Origin of the sequence: Streptacidiphilus pinicola (assembly GCF_003258295.1) — a bacterium.
In the GTDB taxonomy this organism is placed as follows: Bacteria; Actinomycetota; Actinomycetes; order Streptomycetales; family Streptomycetaceae; genus Streptacidiphilus; species Streptacidiphilus pinicola.
In genome coordinates, this window is sequence record NZ_QKYN01000008.1 from 18,277 (window position 1) to 34,204 (window position 15,928).

The window sequence follows — 15,928 nt, forward strand, 5'->3', positions numbered from 1 at the left end:
GCGCTGCTGAAGGCCTGCCGGGCTGCAATAGCATCCCCTCATGACGGTCCTGCCCGACGACGGGCTATCCCTTGCTGCCGATTTCCCGGAAGCCGACCACGCCCAGTGGCAGCGGCTCGTCGAGGGCGTCCTGCGCAAGTCCGGAAAGGACGTGTCGGGCGCCGAGGCCGAGCGGGCACTGGCGACCGCTCTCGACGACGGGCTGGTCGTCTCGCCCCTCTACACGGCGCCGGAGACCGCCCAGGAGCTCGGCTACCCCGGCCTGGCGCCCTACGTGCGCGGCGCCCGCCCGGCGGCGGGCGGCTGGGACGTGCGCCAGCGCCACGCGTTGCCCGACCCGGAGCGGGCCAACGAGGCGGTGCTCGGCGACCTGGAGAACGGCGTCACCTCCCTGTGGCTGGCCGTCGGCGACTCCGGCATCCCGGTCTCCGGTCTGGCCCGGGCCCTCGACGGCGTCTACCTCGACCTGGCGCCCGTCGCGCTGGACGCCGGCGCGCAGACCGGCGAGGCCGCGCGCGAGCTGCTGCGGATCTACGAGGCCCGTGGCGTCGCCAAGGACGCGGCGCGCGGCGGTCTCGGTGCGGACCCGCTCGGACACGAGGCCCGCACGGGCGCACAGCTCGCGAACGACGACGCCGTGGAGCTGGCCCGCACCTGCGCCGAGCAGTACCCGGGCCTCCGGGCGCTGACCGTCGACGCGCTGCCGTATCACGAGGCCGGTGCCTCGGCGGCGCAGGAGCTCGGCTGCTCGCTCGCCACCGGCGTCGCCTACCTGCGGCTGCTGACCGACGCGGGCCTGCCGGCGGACACGGCCGTGCGGCAGCTGGAGTTCCGCTACGCCGCCACCGCCGACCAGTTCCTGACGGTGGCGAAGCTGCGCGCCGCGCGGCGGCTGTGGTCGCGCGTCGCCGAGGCCTGCGGCGCCACGGCGACCGGCGCGGGAGCGCAGGTGCAGCACGCCGTCACCTCGCCGGTGATGATGACCCGCCGCGACCCCTACGTGAACATGCTCCGCACCACCATCGCGACCCTCGCCGCGGGCGTGGGCGGGGCGGACGCCGTCACCGTGCTGCCGTTCGACCACGAGCTCGGGCAGCCGGACGCGTTCGCGCGCCGGATCGCCCGCAACACCTCCTCGATCCTGCTGGAGGAGTCGCACCTGGGCCGGGTCGCCGACCCGGCGGGCGGCTCCTGGTACGTCGAGCAGCTGACCGACGAACTCGCCCACGCCGCTTGGGCGTTCTTCCAGGAGCTGGAGCGCGCGGGCGGTCAGGCGGAGGCGCTGCGCTCCGGGCTGGTGGGCGAGCGGATCGCCACCACCTGGGCGGCGCGGAGCAAGAAGCTCGCCAAGCGCAGCGAGCCGATCACCGGCGTCAGCGAGTTCCCGAACCTGGCGGAGAAGCCGGTCGTCCGCGAGGACGCGCCCGCTGTCCGCCCGCTGGGCCGCGCCTCCGGCGACTCCGGCGCGGGCCTGCCGCGCGTGCGCCGCGACGAGGCGTACGAGGCGCTGCGCGCCCGCTCGGACGCGCACCTGGACGCCACCGGCGCCCGCCCGCGGATCTTCCTCGCCGCGCTCGGCCCGGCCGCCGCGCACACCGCACGGGCCACCTTCGCCGTCAACCTGTTCCAGGCAGGCGGCGTGGAGGCGGTGCACCAGCCCGCCTCCGTCGCCGCAGACACCGTCGCCGCGGCCTTCGCCGCCAGCGGCGCCACGATCGCCTGCCTCTGCTCCAGCGACGCGCTCTACGAGGAGCAGGCCGAGGCCGTCGCCGCCGCGCTCAAGGCGGCGGGCGCCGCCCAGGTCTACCTCGCGGGCCGCCCCGGCGAGCACCGCGACGTCGACGCGTACGTCTTCGCCGGCTGCGACGCGCCGGCCGTCCTCTCCTCCGTCCTCGACCTCATCGGAGCCCCGGCGTGACGCAGATTCCCGACTTCTCGCAGGTCGACCTCGGGGCAGCCACCTCGGGCGAGGCGACGGCGGAGCAGTGGCGCGCGGCGGTCAAGGAGACCACCGGCGGTGGCGTGGACGAGCTGCTCTGGGAGACCCCGGAGGGCATCGGCGTCAAGCCGCTCTACACCGGGGACGACCTGGAGGGCCTGGACTTCCTCGGCACCTACCCGGGCGTCGCGCCGTACCTGCGCGGGCCCTACCCGACGATGTACGTCAACCAGCCGTGGACGATCCGGCAGTACGCCGGTTTCTCCACCGCCGAGGAGTCCAACGCGTTCTACCGCCGCAACCTGGCGGCCGGTCAGAAGGGCCTCTCGGTCGCCTTCGATCTGCCGACCCACCGCGGCTACGACAGCGACCACCCGCGCGTCACCGGCGACGTCGGCATGGCGGGCGTCGCGATCGACTCGATCTACGACATGCGGCAGCTGTTCGACGGCATCCCGTTGGACAAGATGACCGTCTCGATGACGATGAACGGCGCCGTGCTGCCGGTGCTCGCGCTCTACATCGTGGCGGCGGAGGAGCAGGGCGTTCCGCCCGAGAAGCTCGCGGGGACCATCCAGAACGACATCCTCAAGGAGTTCATGGTCCGCAACACCTACATCTATCCGCCGAAGCCCTCGATGCGGATCATCTCCGACATCTTCGCGTACACCTCGCAGAAGATGCCGCGCTACAACTCCATCTCCATCTCCGGCTACCACATCCAGGAGGCCGGGGCGACGGCCGACCTGGAGCTGGCCTACACCCTCGCCGACGGCGTGGAGTACCTGCGCGCCGGTCAGGCCGTGGGCCTGGACGTGGACACCTTCGCGCCCCGCCTGTCGTTCTTCTGGGCCATCGGCATGAACTTCTTCATGGAGATCGCCAAGATGCGCGCGGGCCGTCTGCTGTGGGCCAAGCTGGTCTCGCAGTTCGACCCGAAGAACACCAAGTCGCTGTCACTGCGCACCCATTCGCAGACCTCCGGCTGGTCGCTGACCGCCCAGGACGTGTTCAACAACGTCACCCGCACCTGCGTCGAGGCGATGGCCGCGACCCAGGGCCACACCCAGTCGCTGCACACCAACGCGCTGGACGAGGCCCTCGCGCTGCCGACCGACTTCTCCGCCCGCATCGCCCGCAACACCCAGCTGCTGCTGCAGCAGGAGTCCGGCACCTGCCGGGTCATCGACCCGTGGGGCGGCAGCGCCTACGTCGAGAAGCTCACCTACGACCTGGCCCGGCGCGCCTGGCAGCACATCCAGGAGGTCGAGGCCGCCGGCGGCATGGCGAAGGCCATCGACGCCGGCATCCCCAAGCTCCGCATCGAGGAGGCCGCGGCCCGCACCCAGGCCCGCATCGACTCCGGCCGCCAGCCGGTGATCGGCGTCAACAAGTACCGGGTGGAGAACGACGAGCAGATCGACGTGCTCCAGGTCGACAACTCCTCGGTGCGCGCCCAGCAGATCGCCAAGCTGAAGCGGCTGCGCGAGGAGCGCGACGAGCAGGCCACCCAGGGCGCGCTGCGCGCGCTGACCGCCGCGGCCGAGCGCGAGCCGGGCACCGGCCTGGAGGGCAACCTGCTCGCGCTGGCCGTGAACGCGGCCCGCGCCAAGGCCACCGTCGGCGAGATCTCCGACGCGCTGGAGAAGGTCTACGGCCGGCACAGCAGCCAGATCCGTACGATCTCCGGCGTGTACCGCAACGAGGCAGGGGAGTCCGGCTCCGTGACCCGCACCCGCGCGCTGGTCGACGCGTTCGAGGAGGCCGAGGGCCGCCGTCCGCGCATCCTGGTCGCCAAGATGGGCCAGGACGGGCACGACCGCGGCCAGAAGGTCATCGCCACGGCCTTCGCCGACCTGGGCTTCACCGTCGACGTCGGCCCGCTGTTCCAGACCCCGGCCGAGGTGGCGCGGCAGGCGGTGGAGGCCGACGTGCACATCGTCGGTGTCTCCTCGCTGGCCGCCGGTCACCTCACCCTGGTGCCCGCGCTCCGCGAGGAGCTGGCCGCCGAGGGCCGCGAGGACATCATGATCGTCGTCGGCGGCGTCATCCCGCCGCAGGACGTGCCGACGCTGCTGGAGATGGGCGCGGCGGCGGTCTTCCCGCCCGGCACGGTCATCCCGGACGCCGCCTACGACCTGGTGCAGCGGCTGGCCGCCGACCTCGGCCACGCGGAGCTGAACCAGGCGGGGCCGAGCCAGGCGGAGCTGTAACCGCGGTGGGCATCGACCTCGACGCCTACGTCAAGGGTGTGCTCGACGGGAAGCGGGCGTTCGTCGCCCGCGCCGTGACCCTCGTCGAGTCCACCCGGCCCGACCACCGGGCGCTCGCCCAGCAGCTGCTGACCGAGCTGCTGCCGCACACCGGACAGGCCCGCAGGATCGGCATCACCGGCGTGCCGGGGGTGGGCAAGTCCACCTTCATCGACGCCTTCGGCAGCATGCTGACGGGGCTCGGCCACCGGGTCGCGGTGCTCGCCGTCGACCCGTCGTCCACCCGGACCGGCGGGTCGATCCTCGGCGACAAGACCCGCATGGAGCGCCTCGCCGTCGATCCGGCCGCGTTCGTGCGCCCCTCGCCGAGCGCCGGCACGCTCGGCGGGGTCGCCAAGGCCACGCGCGAGTCGATGGTCGTGATGGAGGCCGCGGGCTACGACGTGGTGCTGGTGGAGACCGTCGGCGTCGGCCAGTCGGAGACGACGGTCGCCGGCATGGTCGACTCCTTTCTGCTGCTCAGCCTGGCCCGCACCGGCGACCAGCTGCAGGGCATCAAGAAGGGCGTGCTGGAGCTCGCCGACGTCATCGCCGTCAACAAGGCCGACGGCCCGCACGAGCGCGAGGCGCGCGGCGCCGCGCGTGAACTGGCGGGCGCGCTGCGGCTGATGCACCCCGCCGACCCCGCCTGGACCGTCCCCGTCCTCAGCTGCAGCGCCAGGGAGTCCACGGGCCTGGAGCAGGTCTGGGAGCGGCTCGAACAGCACCGCGCCCTGCTCGACGGCACCGGCCGCCTGACGGCCAAGCGCCGCGCCCAGCAGGTGGAGTGGGCCTGGTCCATGGTCACCGACGAGCTGCTCGGCCGGCTGCACGGCGACCCGACGGTCCGCGCGCTCGCCCCCGAGCTCGAAGCCCAGGTCCGTGAGGGCGAGTTGACGGCGACGCTGGCCGCCCAGCGGATTCTGGCGGCGTTCGACCGGACCCGCTCCGCAACGTCCTGATCAGCGTCCTGAGGCGGGCGGTCCGCCGCGCAGCGGGGTGACGACGGGGCGGCCGTCGGGGTCCGACGTCACCGTGACGCGCGCGTCGTAGACGCGGGCGATGACGTCCTGCGTCACCACCTCCGCGGGCGTGCCGCCCGCCTCGACGCGGCCCCGGTGGAGCAGGACCAGCCGGTCCGCGTACTGGGCGGCGGTGGTCAGGTCGTGCAGGGTGGTGACCACGGTCAGCCGCTCGGTGCGGCGCAGCCCGTCCACGAGGTCGAGGACGTGCTGCTGGTGGCCGAGGTCCAGCGCGGAGGTGGGCTCGTCGAGCAGCAGCAGTCGCGGCTCCTGGGCCAGCGCCCGGGCCAGTGCGGCGCGTTGGCGCTCGCCGCCGGAGAGCTGGGAGAGGCGGCGCTCGGCGAGGCGGCCGAGGTCGAGGGCGTCCAGGGTGCGGCGGGTGGCCGCGCGGTCGCGCTCGCCGGGGTTGGCCAGGTAGCCGAGGTGCGGAGTGCGGCCCAGCAGCACGTAGTCCTGGACCGTCATGTCCGGCGGCAGCAGCGGGGCCTGCGGCACGTAGCCGATCAGCCGGGCCCGCTCCCGGGCCCTGAGCCTGCCCACGTCGGTGCCGTCCACGACGACGGAGCCGCGGTGCGGGAGCAGACCGGCGAGGGCGCGCAGCAGCGTCGACTTGCCGGCCCCGTTGGGCCCGATCAGTGCCAGCCAGCCGCCCTGCGCGACGGTGCAGGAGACCTCGCGCACGACGGGCCTCCGTTCCAGGTCCACGTCCACGCCGGAGACCTGCAGACCCGGCGCGGCCACGGCGGTCATGTGCGCACCGACCGGGTGGAGCGCAGGATCCAGACGAAGGCGGGCGAGCCGATCAGTGCGGTGACCACCCCGATGGGCAGCTCGGCGGGCGCGGCGACGGTGCGGGCCACGGTGTCGGCCAGCACCAGGAACCCGGCGCCGAAGAGCAGCGAGAGCGGCAGGACCCGCCGGTAGGACGTCCCGGCCAGCCGGCGCACCGCGTGCGGCACGACGATCCCGACGAACCCGATCAGTCCGCTGACCGCCACGGCGCTCGCCGCGGCCAACGCGCAGCCGGCCACGACCACCAGCCGGATCCGGTGCGGGTGCAGGCCCAGCGAGCGCGCCTCCTCGTCGCCGACCGAGAGCACGTCCAGGTGCCGCCCGTGCAGCAGCACGGCGGTCACGGCGACCGCCAGATACGGCAGGATCTGCGTGGTCTGGTGCCAGGTCGCGGCCGAGAGCGAGCCCAGCAGCCACGAGTAGACCTGCTGGATGTCCTGGGTGGACCGCTGCAGCACGTAGGTCTGAACGGCCGTCAGGAACATCGACACCGCCAGCCCCGCCAGCAGCAGCGTCGAGGTGCCCGGCCCGCCCGCCGCGCCCGCCAGGTAGGCGACGGCCACACCGACCAGCGAGCCCACGAACGCGGCCACCGGCACGGCCGCGGGGGCGGAGGGGCCGAGATAGACGATGGCCAGCGTCGCGCCGAGCCCCGCGCCGGCGGAGGAGCCCAGCAGCGAGGAGTCGACCAGGGGGTTGCGGAACACGCCCTGGTACCCGGCGCCCGCCAGCGACAGCGCCCCGCCGACCAGCGCGCCGAGGACGACCCGCGGCAGCCGGATCTGGAACAGCACCGCCTGGTCCAACGGGCTCAGCCCGGAGGAGAGGTGGACCAGCGGCAGGCGGTTCAGCAGGGCGGTCGCCGTCGCCGACGGATTGAGGTCCGCCGCACCGGCCATGGCGCCCACCAGGACCGCGACGGCCAGGAAGACCGCCGCGATCACGTAGGCCCGTGCCGCCCTGACCCGCGTTCCGGAGCGGCTCACGGCCGCGGCCCCCGGGGGCTCACTTGCCGGAGGCCTTCTCGACCGCCTGCGCGATCTGGGCGACCAGCTCCGGCAGGCGCGGGCCCCAGCGGGAGGCCTCGTCGTCGTTGAGGCCGACGATCTGCCGGGTCTTCACCGCCAGGATCCCGGACCAGCCCGGGCGCGCCGCGACGACCGCCGGGGACTGGCCGCCGTCGGAGGCCTCGTTGTCGGACAGGAAGACCAGCTGCGGCTGCGCCGCGACGATGTACTCCTGCGACAGCTGCGGGTAGCCGCCGTCCGCCGCCTTGTCCGCCTTGTCGGCGATGTTCTTCAGACCGAACAGCGAGGCGATCTGGCCCACGAAGGTGGCCGAGGTCGCCGAGTAGTACGGGTTGGCGCTGATCTCCCAGTAGTAGCTGAGGTCCGCGTGGCTGTTCCCGGCCTGCTTCACGGCGGCCGCGATCTTCGTCTTCATGCCGGAGACGGTCTGCGCAGCCTGGTCGGCGTGGCCGGTGGCCCGGCCGATCTGCTCGATCTGCGCGTAGGCGGCGTCCAGCGTGGCGGCGGCGGGCTCGATCAGCACCGGCACGCCCAGCTTTGTCAGGCCCGCCACCAGGCCGCCGGAGTCCTGGGAGGCGACGACCAGGTCGGGCTGGTACTTGACGATCGCCTCGAGGTTGGGCGTGAGCCCGCTCAGGCTGGTGACGGGCACACCGGACGGGTAGTTCGAGGTCTGGTCGACCGCGACGACCTGCTTGCCCGCGCCGACGGCGTAGAGGTCCTCGGTCGCGGTCGGCGAGAGCGAGACGATGTGCTGCGGCGCGCTCTTGACGGTGACCTTGCCGTTCGAGGCGTTCACCGTGACCGGGAACGACGCGGCGGCGGCCGTCGTGGACGCGGCCACTGAGCTCGACGAAGACGGGCCGGAGGCGGAGGGCGAGGAGCTGCAGCCCGCGACGACCGTCACGGCGGCGAGCACGGCGGTCGCCGCCGAGACGGCACGGACGATCGGCCGGAGCCGGACAGGTGGGTGCGCCATGGGGTTGCTTCCTCCCGAGGGGCGGGAAGAAGCCAATCCGTCGACGGGCGGCGCAGGCGGATCGCGCGCCGACAGAAACGGACCGCCCCTTCCCACGAGGGTCGATGTCGTCAACGCGGCAGGAGGCGACCTGGCTCGGGCCACGCTCGGGTGGGCCCTCACAGTTGCGGGACAGCGCCGGAATGGTCCGCCGGGCGGACGTCACCGGCTTCGCTGCCTGGCGCGCTGCCGGAAACCTGCATGGCTGTGCGGGTTTTCCGGCCCAGGCAGACTAGCACCCCCGGCCCGGCCGCCCCTGGCCGGGTCGGGCATGAGGCCTGGTCAGCGGAGGTCGGGGCGGTCCGGGGCAGACCGAACCAGGAGGCCCCACGCGGGCTGGCCGTTGGCGCGGGTGGGCAGCATCCGGGCCAACGGGCAGGCCGGGTGCGACCCCTGCTCCGCGATCTTCGCCCCGTCCTGGCCCCATGGCGCGGCGAAGCAACTGGAGTGCGGCAACGCCGCGCTGCTGGAGGCGGCGCGCTGAGTGCTCGCCTGGGCCCGGCGGGTTCGACTCGGGCTTCAACTGACCCGCACTACGCCGATGTCGGGACCGGTGCCGGGGCGGCCTGGGACGCGCCGTCGTGGGCGGCGTCGGCGAGGGAGGGTTGGAGGCGGCGGGCGACGTCCACGTGGTCGGCGGTCCAGATGACGCGGACCGCCGTCGCGGTGGCCAGGCCGGTGCGGTCGACCAGGTCGGTACGTACGGAGGCGACCAGGCGGGCCGCGGCCTCCGGACGCAGTGGCACGGGCGGGGGGACGGGCGTGTGTTCGTCCAGGCTCGCGGCCAGGCCGCGGTACCAGTCGGTGACGCGGGCCGCCGCGCCCAGGACCGCGCGGTGCGCCTCGGTCTGGTCGGCCGAGACGCGCGTCCGGGCGCAGTCGCGCCACAGCGACAGCACCGCGTCGGCGGCGAGGCGCAGGCCCACGACGCCGGTGACCAGGGTGGTCATGTCGGCCAGCGAGACCGGTTTGGCGCCGCGCTCGGCCAGGTAGCTGCGGAACGCGTCGTCGAGGCGGCGTGCGGAGGCCGCCGCCTCGCGGCTCTCCCGCTCCGGTTCCTGCTGCGCCGGTCCGGGCGCGGTCCCGGCGGTCTCGCAGTGGCCGAGCGCGTAGGAGACGGCCCCGGAGAGGTAGCGGGCGCTGTCGGTGTAGGCCTGGGCGAGCGCCCGGTCCACGGCGGCCGCGGCGCCGCGCGGCCAGAAGAACAGGGCGACCACGACGCTCACCGCGCAGCCCAGGCCGATGTCCTGGAGCCGCAGCAGCACGATGTGCCAGTCCGGGTTCTGGCCGACGTTGAACAGCACCACCAGCGTGACGGTGAACGCGGCCTGCCCGGCGGTGAAGGAGATCGCCGCCGGGGCGATCCCCGCGAACAGGACGGCGACCGGCAGCAGCAGCCACAGCACGTTGCCGTGATGGCCGATCAGCTGCAGCAGCCCGGCGCCCAGGATCGAGCCGACCACCGTGCCCAGCACCGCGCGCATCGCGTTCTGCCCGGTGTTGAGCGCGTTGGAGCGCAGCACCGAGATGGTGCCGAGCAGCACCCAGAACGAGTGCTGAACGCTGGTCAGGTTCGCGAGCAGCACCGCCAGGCCCAGACCGACCCCGCCGCGCAGGCTGTTGTGCAGCCACACCGAGCCGCTGCCGAGGTGCGCGGCGGCCCGCTCGCGGGCGGAGGCCAGCGGCGCCGTCAGGGTGCCGGGCTCGTGGCCCAGCAGCCGCTCGTGCCAGCCGCGCTGCCAGGCGGTGGCCGCCAGGTCGACGTTGCCCGCGATCTGCAGCACGGCGAAGCCGAGCTCGTGGGCGCGGAAGGAGAAGTCGAGCGTGGAGATGAAGCCGTAGACCTCCGCCGCGCCCTCCCCGAGGGGGCGCTCGACGGGCAGCCGGACGGTGGAGCTGTCCTCCATCGCGGACATGGCCACCCGCAGGCCCTTCATGCCGTCCCGCAGCCCGCCGACGTCGCCGCGCAGGTCGGTCAGCAGATCGGCGGCGCCGTCCAGGACCTCGGCGGCGGCCAGCCGTACGTCCCGGGCCGCCGGATCGCAGGACGGGGGCCGGCGGTCGGCGTAGGCGGGGCGGTCGGCGAGGATCGCGCTCAGCCAGGTGAGTTCGTCGACCAGGCGCACCAGCAGCCGCGAGCTCGTCGACAGGCCGGTGGGGCGGTACGGGGTGGCGTCGAACGCCCGGCGCAGCTCCGCGCCCGCGGCCGCCGCCCGCTCGGCCACGGCGTGGCAGTGGTCGGCGTCCGCCCGTCCGTCGCCCCGCGAGTGGGCGACGTCCGTGCGCAGTCGCTCGGCCGCCGCCCGGCAGACCCGGGCCGCGGGTCCGCTCAGCGGATCGGCGACGGGACGCGGCCACAGCAGCGCGACGGCCGGCAGCGCCACCGCCGCCGCCAGGCCCGCGCCCGCGAGCCGGTCCGGCAGCTGGGACAGCGGCACGGGCGTCGCGACCGGCAGCACGAAAGCGAGCAGCAGCGCCGTCGCACTGCCGGCCAGCACCGAGCTGACGACGCCGGAGAAGAGCACGACGAAGGCCACGACGACGGTGGCCAGCACCGAGAGCCAGAGCTGGCGCGCGGCCAGCGTCCCGACGCAGATCAGCACGGCCCACGCGAGCGCCAGCCCCGCCTGGGCGCGCAGCCGCTCCACCATCGGGCCGCCGTAGTCGACCAGCAGCAGCATCGAGAAGGATCCGAACGCGGCGAAGCTCGCCATCGTGGGGGAGTGCAGCACCTGGGTGCAGAGCGCGAACAGCGCCGGCATCACCAGCGCCGTCCGCGCGGCCCGCCGGGTGGCCGCGAGCCCCGGGTCGTGCGCCCGCAGCCACCCGACCAGCCGCCGCCCGGTCCGCTCCGCCGTCACGTCGGTACGCTCCACTTCCGCTTCGGTCACGTGAGCACTCCGGTCAGGTGAGCTCGCGCTTGAGGATCTTGCCGGTGGCCGTCATCGGCAGCGAGTCGACGATCTCCACGATCCGCGGGTACTTGTGCCCGGCCATCTGCTCCCGGCCCCAGGCGACGAGCTCCTCCGACGGGGCCTCGGCGCCGGGCCGCAGGATGACGAAGGCCTTGACCTCCTCGCCGTGGGTCGGGTGCGGCACCCCGACGACGGCGGCCAGGCTGATCTGGGGATGCGTCATCAGCACCTCCTCGATCTCGCGCGGGTACACGTTGAAGCCGCCACGGATGATCATGTCCTTGGAGCGGTCCACGACGTAGTAGAAGCCGTCCTCGTCCCGGCGGGCCAGGTCGCCGGTGCGGAACCAGCCGTCCCGGAACACCTCGGCCGTGGCCTCGGGGCGGTTGTAGTAGCCCTTCATCACGTTGTGGCCCTTGACGGCGATCTCGCCGACCGCGCCCGGCTCGGTCACCTCGGACCAGTCGTCGTTGATCAGCTTCAGTGCGACACCCCACACCGGGACGCCGATGGAGCCGGGTCGCGGCTCCCGGTCCGGGTCGCTGAAGGTGGCGACCGGGCTGGTCTCGGAGAGCCCGTAGCCCTCGAGGATCTGCACCCCCAGCCGGTCCCGCACCTGGTGGATGATCTCCACCGGCAGACTCGCGCCGCCGGAGACGCCGATCCGCAGGTTCCGCGCTATCCGGTCCACGTCGACCTCGTCGGTGAGTGCGGAGAGCAGCGCCCACCACATGGTGGGGACGCCCGCGAAGAAGGTGATCTCCTCCGTCGCCATCAGCCGCACCGCCTCCTTCGGGTCGAACCGCGGCATCAGGTGGAGCGTGGCCGCCATCGAGAAGCCCGCGTGCATCTGGATGGTCGCGCCGTAGGTGTGGAACAGCGGCAGGCAGAGCAGGTGGCTGTCGGTCGCCGGGAGGCTGCGGAACATCCGGTGGCAGGCGACCACGTTCAGCATGGTGTTCGCGTGGGACAGCTCGGCGCCCTTGGCCTGGCCGGTGGTGCCCGAGGTGTAGAGGATGATCGCGGTGTCGTCGGGCGCGGTCGCCACGGGGTCGAACACGGTGCTGCGGCCCGCGACCGCGGCCCCCAGCGTCTCCGCGCCCTCGATCGGGCTCGGCGCCGCCGGGTCGGCGGTGATCAGGAAGAACTGCTCGACCGCCGCGACCTCCTGGAACGCCGCCCAGCCGGCGGCACCCATCGGCAGCTCGGGCGTGCCCTCGAAGCAGAAGTAGGCGGAGACGTCCGCGTCCCGCAGGTGGTAGGCGATCTCGCGGGTCTTGAGCAGCACGTTCAGCGGCACGACGACCGCGCCCGCCTTGAGCACGCCGAAGTAGACGATCGGGAACCACGGCAGGTTCGGGCAGCTCAGCGCGATCCGGTCGCCGGGCCGGACGCCGCGCTCCACCAGGAGGTCGGCGACCTGGTTCGCGGCCGCCTCGACCTCGGCGTAGGTGAGCCGCGTCGAGCCGAGGACCAGCGCCTCACGGTCGGGATGGGAGCGAGCGGAGTCCTCGAGCAGGACCGACAGGTTCAGCATGACGCCTTCCGGAGGGCGGTGTGGAGGGGCTGGCCTCAGCGCTCTTCCCGCGGACGGCCCCGATCACACTCTGCCCCCAACCCTTGACCACCGCACTCGAGCCGTTCCCGACCGCCGTGGCAGCGAAAACCGTTTGGCCGTCGGGCCGGAGCTTGCTAACGTGCTGGACACCGTGACCACACGCGAGGAGGTGAGACCCGTGAACAACGTTTCCACGAGGGTGCTCCCCCTTGCTTTCACGGTGCACGAGTGACGTAGGCGTCCTCGGGAGTGCCCTCTCTCAGGCACCCCGAAAGGACAGACCTATGAGCGCTTCGGATGACCCGAATTCCCCGGATTCCCGGGACGCGGTGGCCCGTGTCGGAGAGACGCGGTGGCTCGCCCTCGACGGCGGCCGCGAGGCCGGGCGCGGTGACGCGTGCCGACGGCCCGACGGGCGGATGTTCGTCAGCGTCGACGCGTGGGAGAGCCCGGTCTTCGACCGGCTCGCCGCCGCGATCGTGGCCGACCTGCCCGCGCCCCTGCACGCCGTCGTCGACGCGGACGACCCGGACACCGTCGCCGCCTGGCAGCGGGCGGGCCTCGTGATCGGCCGCCGGGAACGGGAGTACGTCGTGCCCACCGACCCGCGGGTCACCGGGCTCGACGCGGTCCGCGCGCCCGAGGGCGTGACGATCGTGCCCCTCGGCCAGGCCCGGGAGGCGCCGCTGCGGGCGCTGGACCGCGCGATCCGCGCGGAGGTCGAGGCAGGAGTCGGCTGGCGGACCATGCCCGCCGAGGTGCTGCCCCGACCGGAGGGGGTCACCGTCGTCGACCCCGCCAAGTACGCCGTCGCCGACGCGGACGGGCGCTACGTCGGCCTGGTCCGGGTGGCGCCCGTCACCCGCCGGCCCCGGATCGGACTGATCGCCGTCCTGGCCGAGCAGCAGCGCCGGGGCATCGCCCGGGCGCTGCTCGCCGAGGTGCTGGGCTCGCTGCACGACGCCGGGACCGAGACGGTCTGGGCCGAGGCGGACGAGTCCAACATCGCCGCCCGGACCCTGATGGAACGTGTGAACGCCCGCTGCTCGGGCGGAATTCTCGAAATGGTTTCAGCTACGGAAAAGAGTCAGTGTGACTAAGTCGGCCAACGGTCTCCTCGTGGAGGGAACCGTCCTGGAATGCCTGCGCAACGCCACCTTCACGGTGGAGTTGGAGAACGGGCACAAGGTGCTCGCGCACATCAGCGGGAAGATCCGGAAGAACTACATCAAGATCCTGCCGTTCGACCGGGTGTCGGTGGAGCTCAGCCCCTACGACCTGACCCGGGGTCGGATCATGTACCGCTACCGGACGTGAGAGCAATCACCCCACCCCGGTGAAGATCGGGTCAAACCGGGCGTCTAGTCTGGGTTGATGCGCTTGACAACCATCTTCCGTCGACCCGAGAAGCTCCCCGTCACGCCCGAGATGGCCCGGCTCAAGGCCCGGGCCGCGCATCTGCGCGGGGAGATCTTCTACCTCCGCCCGGCCCACACCCAGCACCTGCGCTGGGAGTTGGCCGGGCTGGAGCGTCGGATGCAGGAGCTCGAGGCGACAGGTGCTCGCTGCTAGGACGCGTGTCCGCACCCGCGCCGCACCCACGTGGTGAGCCTTGTAACAGTCCATCTACAAGCCCGCCCCAGGAGCGGAACGCTCCCCGAGGTCACATACGATCTCCATTGCTTCCGATTCGTCCACCTCTCTGGGGAGATCATGCAGCGTGACCTCGACATGCCCACGTGGTCGGGGAACGGGAACGACCCCACGCCCGAGCCGCGGTGGAACCGGAAGTGGCTGATCGCGGCGGTGGCCGGGGTGACCGTCGTGGGGGCGGGCGGCGTCGCCGTCTACGCCTCCACGGGCTCCGGCAAGTCGGGCGGTAACAAGCCCGCGACCGCGACGGCCCACGTGCCCGTGATCACCACGCCGACCGCGGCCCAGGCGACCGCCGCGACGCAGGGCTTCCTCGCCTCCTGGGCGGGATCGAACCTGAGCGCCGCCGCGCAGGCCACCGACCAGCCGGCGGCCGCGCAGTCCTCGCTGCAGTCCTACGCGACCGGCCTGCACGCCTCCAAGGTCGCGTTCACCGGCGTCGCCGCGGGCGCCGCCGACCCGGCCGTGGCGCACGCGGTGCGGACCACCTTCCACACCACGGCCACCCTCGGCAGCGCCGCGTTCGCCTACGCGGGCACCGCCGACGTCGTGGTGATAGACGGCAAGCCGGTGGTCCACTGGGAGCCGTCCGTGCTCTACCCGGGGCTGCAGAACGGGCAGACGCTGGACTACGGCAAGATCCCGGCCACCACCGCGAAGATCGTGGACCGGCACGGCGCCGTGCTCACCGCCAAGGCGTACCCGTCGCTCGCCGGCGTCATCAGCGCGCTGCAGAGCCGCTACGCGGGCAAGCAGACCCACGCCCAGGGCGAGGGCGTCGAGATCGCCGACCAGAGCGGCAAGACCGTCAAGGTGCTGCACGTCGTCCACCCGGCCGTGTCCGGCACGATCGGGACCACGATCGACGCCGGCCTGCAGGGCGCGGCCGAGAAGGCGGTCAAGGACTCGCACATCGGCACGATGCCCTCCGACGTGGTGGCGATCGACTACACCAGCGGCGAGATCCGCGCGATGGCATTCCGCGGCGGCGACGCCGCGTTCAACGGCGCTGCGGCGCCCGGCTCGACCATGAAGATGATCACCTCGGCGGCGCTCTTCGACAAGGCCGGGATGCGGCCGTCCGACAAGTCCGCGTGCGTGAAGCAGACCGTGATCAACGGTCAGACCTTCCACAACTTCCAGAACGAACAGGACCCGAACGCGGACATCGCCAAGGACTTCGCGATCTCCTGCAACACCGGGTTCATCGACGCGGCCACGGCCAAGCTGCACTCGGGCGACCTGCGCGAGGAGGCCAAGGACGTCTTCGGCATCGGCGACTGGAACATCGGCGTGCCCACCACCGACGGCAACGTGCCGGACGAGAACGGCAGCACCAACCAGGTCGCCGCGCAGTCGATCGGCCAGGGTCAGGTGACGATGAACACCCTCGCCATGGCCTCGGTGGCGGCCACCATCGCCGACACCGCGTTCCACCAGCCGATCCTCGTCCCCGGCCTGCCGCAGCAGGCGGCCGCCCGCCCGATCTCGGCGACCACGGCCGCCGAGCTCCGCCAGATGATGGTCACCACGGCCACCGCCTCCTACGGCACCGCCGAGCCCCGGATGACCGGCATCAACGGCGGCGCCAAGACCGGCACGGCCGAGACCGCGACCAGCACCAACGGCTGGTTCGCGGCCTACGACACCAGCAACCACCTCGCCGTCGACGCCCTCGTCATCGGCGGCAAGGAGGGCGTCCTCTCCGCGGGTTACGTCGCCCGCGACGTCCTCACCGCGGGCTGACGCGG

At 73.1% G+C, this 15,928-nt stretch carries 13 protein-coding genes; 8 read left to right on the forward strand and 5 right to left on the reverse strand.

Annotation, left to right across the window (positions count from 1 at the left end; translation table 11 throughout):
• Positions 1-40 precede the first annotated feature (40 nt).
• From DN069_RS01540 to meaB, 3 genes are read left to right on the forward strand one after another with little or no spacing between them, the layout of a single operon-like run.
• Positions 41-1,918: a methylmalonyl-CoA mutase family protein gene (locus tag DN069_RS01540; protein ID WP_111498860.1), complete on the forward strand. Its 1,878-nt coding sequence runs from the start codon at positions 41-43 to the stop codon at positions 1,916-1,918.
• On the forward strand, positions 1,915-4,152 hold the full coding sequence (scpA, locus tag DN069_RS01545; RefSeq protein WP_111498861.1) for a methylmalonyl-CoA mutase: 2,238 nt from the start codon (positions 1,915-1,917) through the stop codon (positions 4,150-4,152). The genes DN069_RS01540 and scpA overlap by 4 nt, the downstream gene beginning before the upstream one ends.
• Positions 4,153-4,157: 5 nt before the next feature.
• Positions 4,158-5,153 carry a methylmalonyl Co-A mutase-associated GTPase MeaB gene (gene meaB, locus DN069_RS01550; RefSeq protein WP_111498862.1) on the forward strand — a complete coding sequence of 332 codons (996 nt, stop codon included), beginning with the start codon at positions 4,158-4,160 and terminating at the stop codon, positions 5,151-5,153.
• On the opposite strand, the gene DN069_RS01555 is transcribed toward meaB, so the two are convergent.
• From DN069_RS01555 to DN069_RS01565, 3 genes are read right to left on the reverse strand one after another with little or no spacing between them, the layout of a single operon-like run.
• Positions 5,154-5,963: an ABC transporter ATP-binding protein gene (locus tag DN069_RS01555; RefSeq protein ID WP_111498863.1), complete on the reverse strand. Its 810-nt coding sequence runs from the start codon at positions 5,961-5,963 to the stop codon at positions 5,154-5,156.
• Complete coding sequence (locus DN069_RS01560) at positions 5,960-6,991, reverse strand: FecCD family ABC transporter permease (RefSeq protein WP_207892016.1); 1,032 nt, start codon at positions 6,989-6,991, stop codon at positions 5,960-5,962. The genes DN069_RS01555 and DN069_RS01560 overlap by 4 nt, the downstream gene beginning before the upstream one ends.
• Positions 6,992-7,010: 19 nt before the next feature.
• Positions 7,011-8,012: an ABC transporter substrate-binding protein gene (locus DN069_RS01565; protein ID WP_111498864.1), complete on the reverse strand. Its 1,002-nt coding sequence runs from the start codon at positions 8,010-8,012 to the stop codon at positions 7,011-7,013.
• Positions 8,013-8,403: 391 nt separating this feature from the next.
• On the opposite strand from DN069_RS01565, the gene DN069_RS42285 reads away from it, so the two are divergent.
• Positions 8,404-8,535: a hypothetical protein gene (locus DN069_RS42285; protein WP_279387865.1), complete on the forward strand. Its 132-nt coding sequence runs from the start codon at positions 8,404-8,406 to the stop codon at positions 8,533-8,535.
• 49 nt (positions 8,536-8,584) lie between these two features.
• Here the strand turns inward: DN069_RS42285 and DN069_RS01570 are convergent, their stop codons facing one another.
• Positions 8,585-10,942 (reverse strand): FUSC family protein, encoded by a 2,358-nt coding sequence (locus DN069_RS01570; protein ID WP_243638830.1) that lies wholly within the window; start codon positions 10,940-10,942, stop codon positions 8,585-8,587.
• 13 nt (positions 10,943-10,955) lie between these two features.
• Positions 10,956-12,503 (reverse strand): long-chain-fatty-acid--CoA ligase, encoded by a 1,548-nt coding sequence (locus DN069_RS01575; RefSeq protein WP_111498865.1) that lies wholly within the window; start codon positions 12,501-12,503, stop codon positions 10,956-10,958.
• A 305-nt stretch (positions 12,504-12,808) separates the two neighbouring features.
• Here DN069_RS01575 and DN069_RS01580 point away from each other — a divergent pair, with 305 nt between their 5' ends.
• The 4 genes from DN069_RS01580 (at position 12,809) to DN069_RS01595 (ending at position 15,923) form a co-directional block, all read left to right on the forward strand.
• On the forward strand, positions 12,809-13,624 hold the full coding sequence (locus tag DN069_RS01580) for a GNAT family N-acetyltransferase (RefSeq protein ID WP_111498866.1): 816 nt from the start codon (positions 12,809-12,811) through the stop codon (positions 13,622-13,624).
• Positions 13,617-13,841: a translation initiation factor IF-1 gene (gene infA, locus DN069_RS01585; protein WP_111498867.1), complete on the forward strand. Its 225-nt coding sequence runs from the start codon at positions 13,617-13,619 to the stop codon at positions 13,839-13,841. The genes DN069_RS01580 and infA overlap by 8 nt, the downstream gene beginning before the upstream one ends.
• A 57-nt stretch (positions 13,842-13,898) precedes the next feature.
• Positions 13,899-14,096, forward strand: a complete 198-nt coding sequence (locus DN069_RS01590) for a hypothetical protein (RefSeq protein WP_111498868.1) — start codon at positions 13,899-13,901, stop codon at positions 14,094-14,096.
• A 141-nt stretch (positions 14,097-14,237) separates the two neighbouring features.
• Positions 14,238-15,923, forward strand: a complete 1,686-nt coding sequence (locus DN069_RS01595) for a penicillin-binding transpeptidase domain-containing protein (RefSeq protein ID WP_111498869.1) — start codon at positions 14,238-14,240, stop codon at positions 15,921-15,923.
• The last annotated feature ends 5 nt before the right edge of the window (positions 15,924-15,928 follow it).

Excerpts from the sequence above, each read along its gene's own strand:
- DN069_RS01540 (WP_111498860.1), top strand. The coding sequence starts at position 41 with ATGACGGTCCTGCCCGACGACGGGCTATCCCTTGCTGCCGATTTCCCG.
- DN069_RS01555 (WP_111498863.1), bottom strand. The coding sequence starts at position 5,963 with ATGACCGCCGTGGCCGCGCCGGGTCTGCAGGTCTCCGGCGTGGACGTG.
- DN069_RS01565 (WP_111498864.1), bottom strand. The coding sequence starts at position 8,012 with ATGGCGCACCCACCTGTCCGGCTCCGGCCGATCGTCCGTGCCGTCTCG.
- DN069_RS01575 (WP_111498865.1), bottom strand. The coding sequence starts at position 12,503 with ATGCTGAACCTGTCGGTCCTGCTCGAGGACTCCGCTCGCTCCCATCCC.
- DN069_RS01580 (WP_111498866.1), top strand. The coding sequence starts at position 12,809 with ATGAGCGCTTCGGATGACCCGAATTCCCCGGATTCCCGGGACGCGGTG.
- DN069_RS01590 (WP_111498868.1), top strand. The coding sequence starts at position 13,899 with ATGCGCTTGACAACCATCTTCCGTCGACCCGAGAAGCTCCCCGTCACG.
- DN069_RS01595 (WP_111498869.1), top strand. The coding sequence starts at position 14,238 with ATGCAGCGTGACCTCGACATGCCCACGTGGTCGGGGAACGGGAACGAC.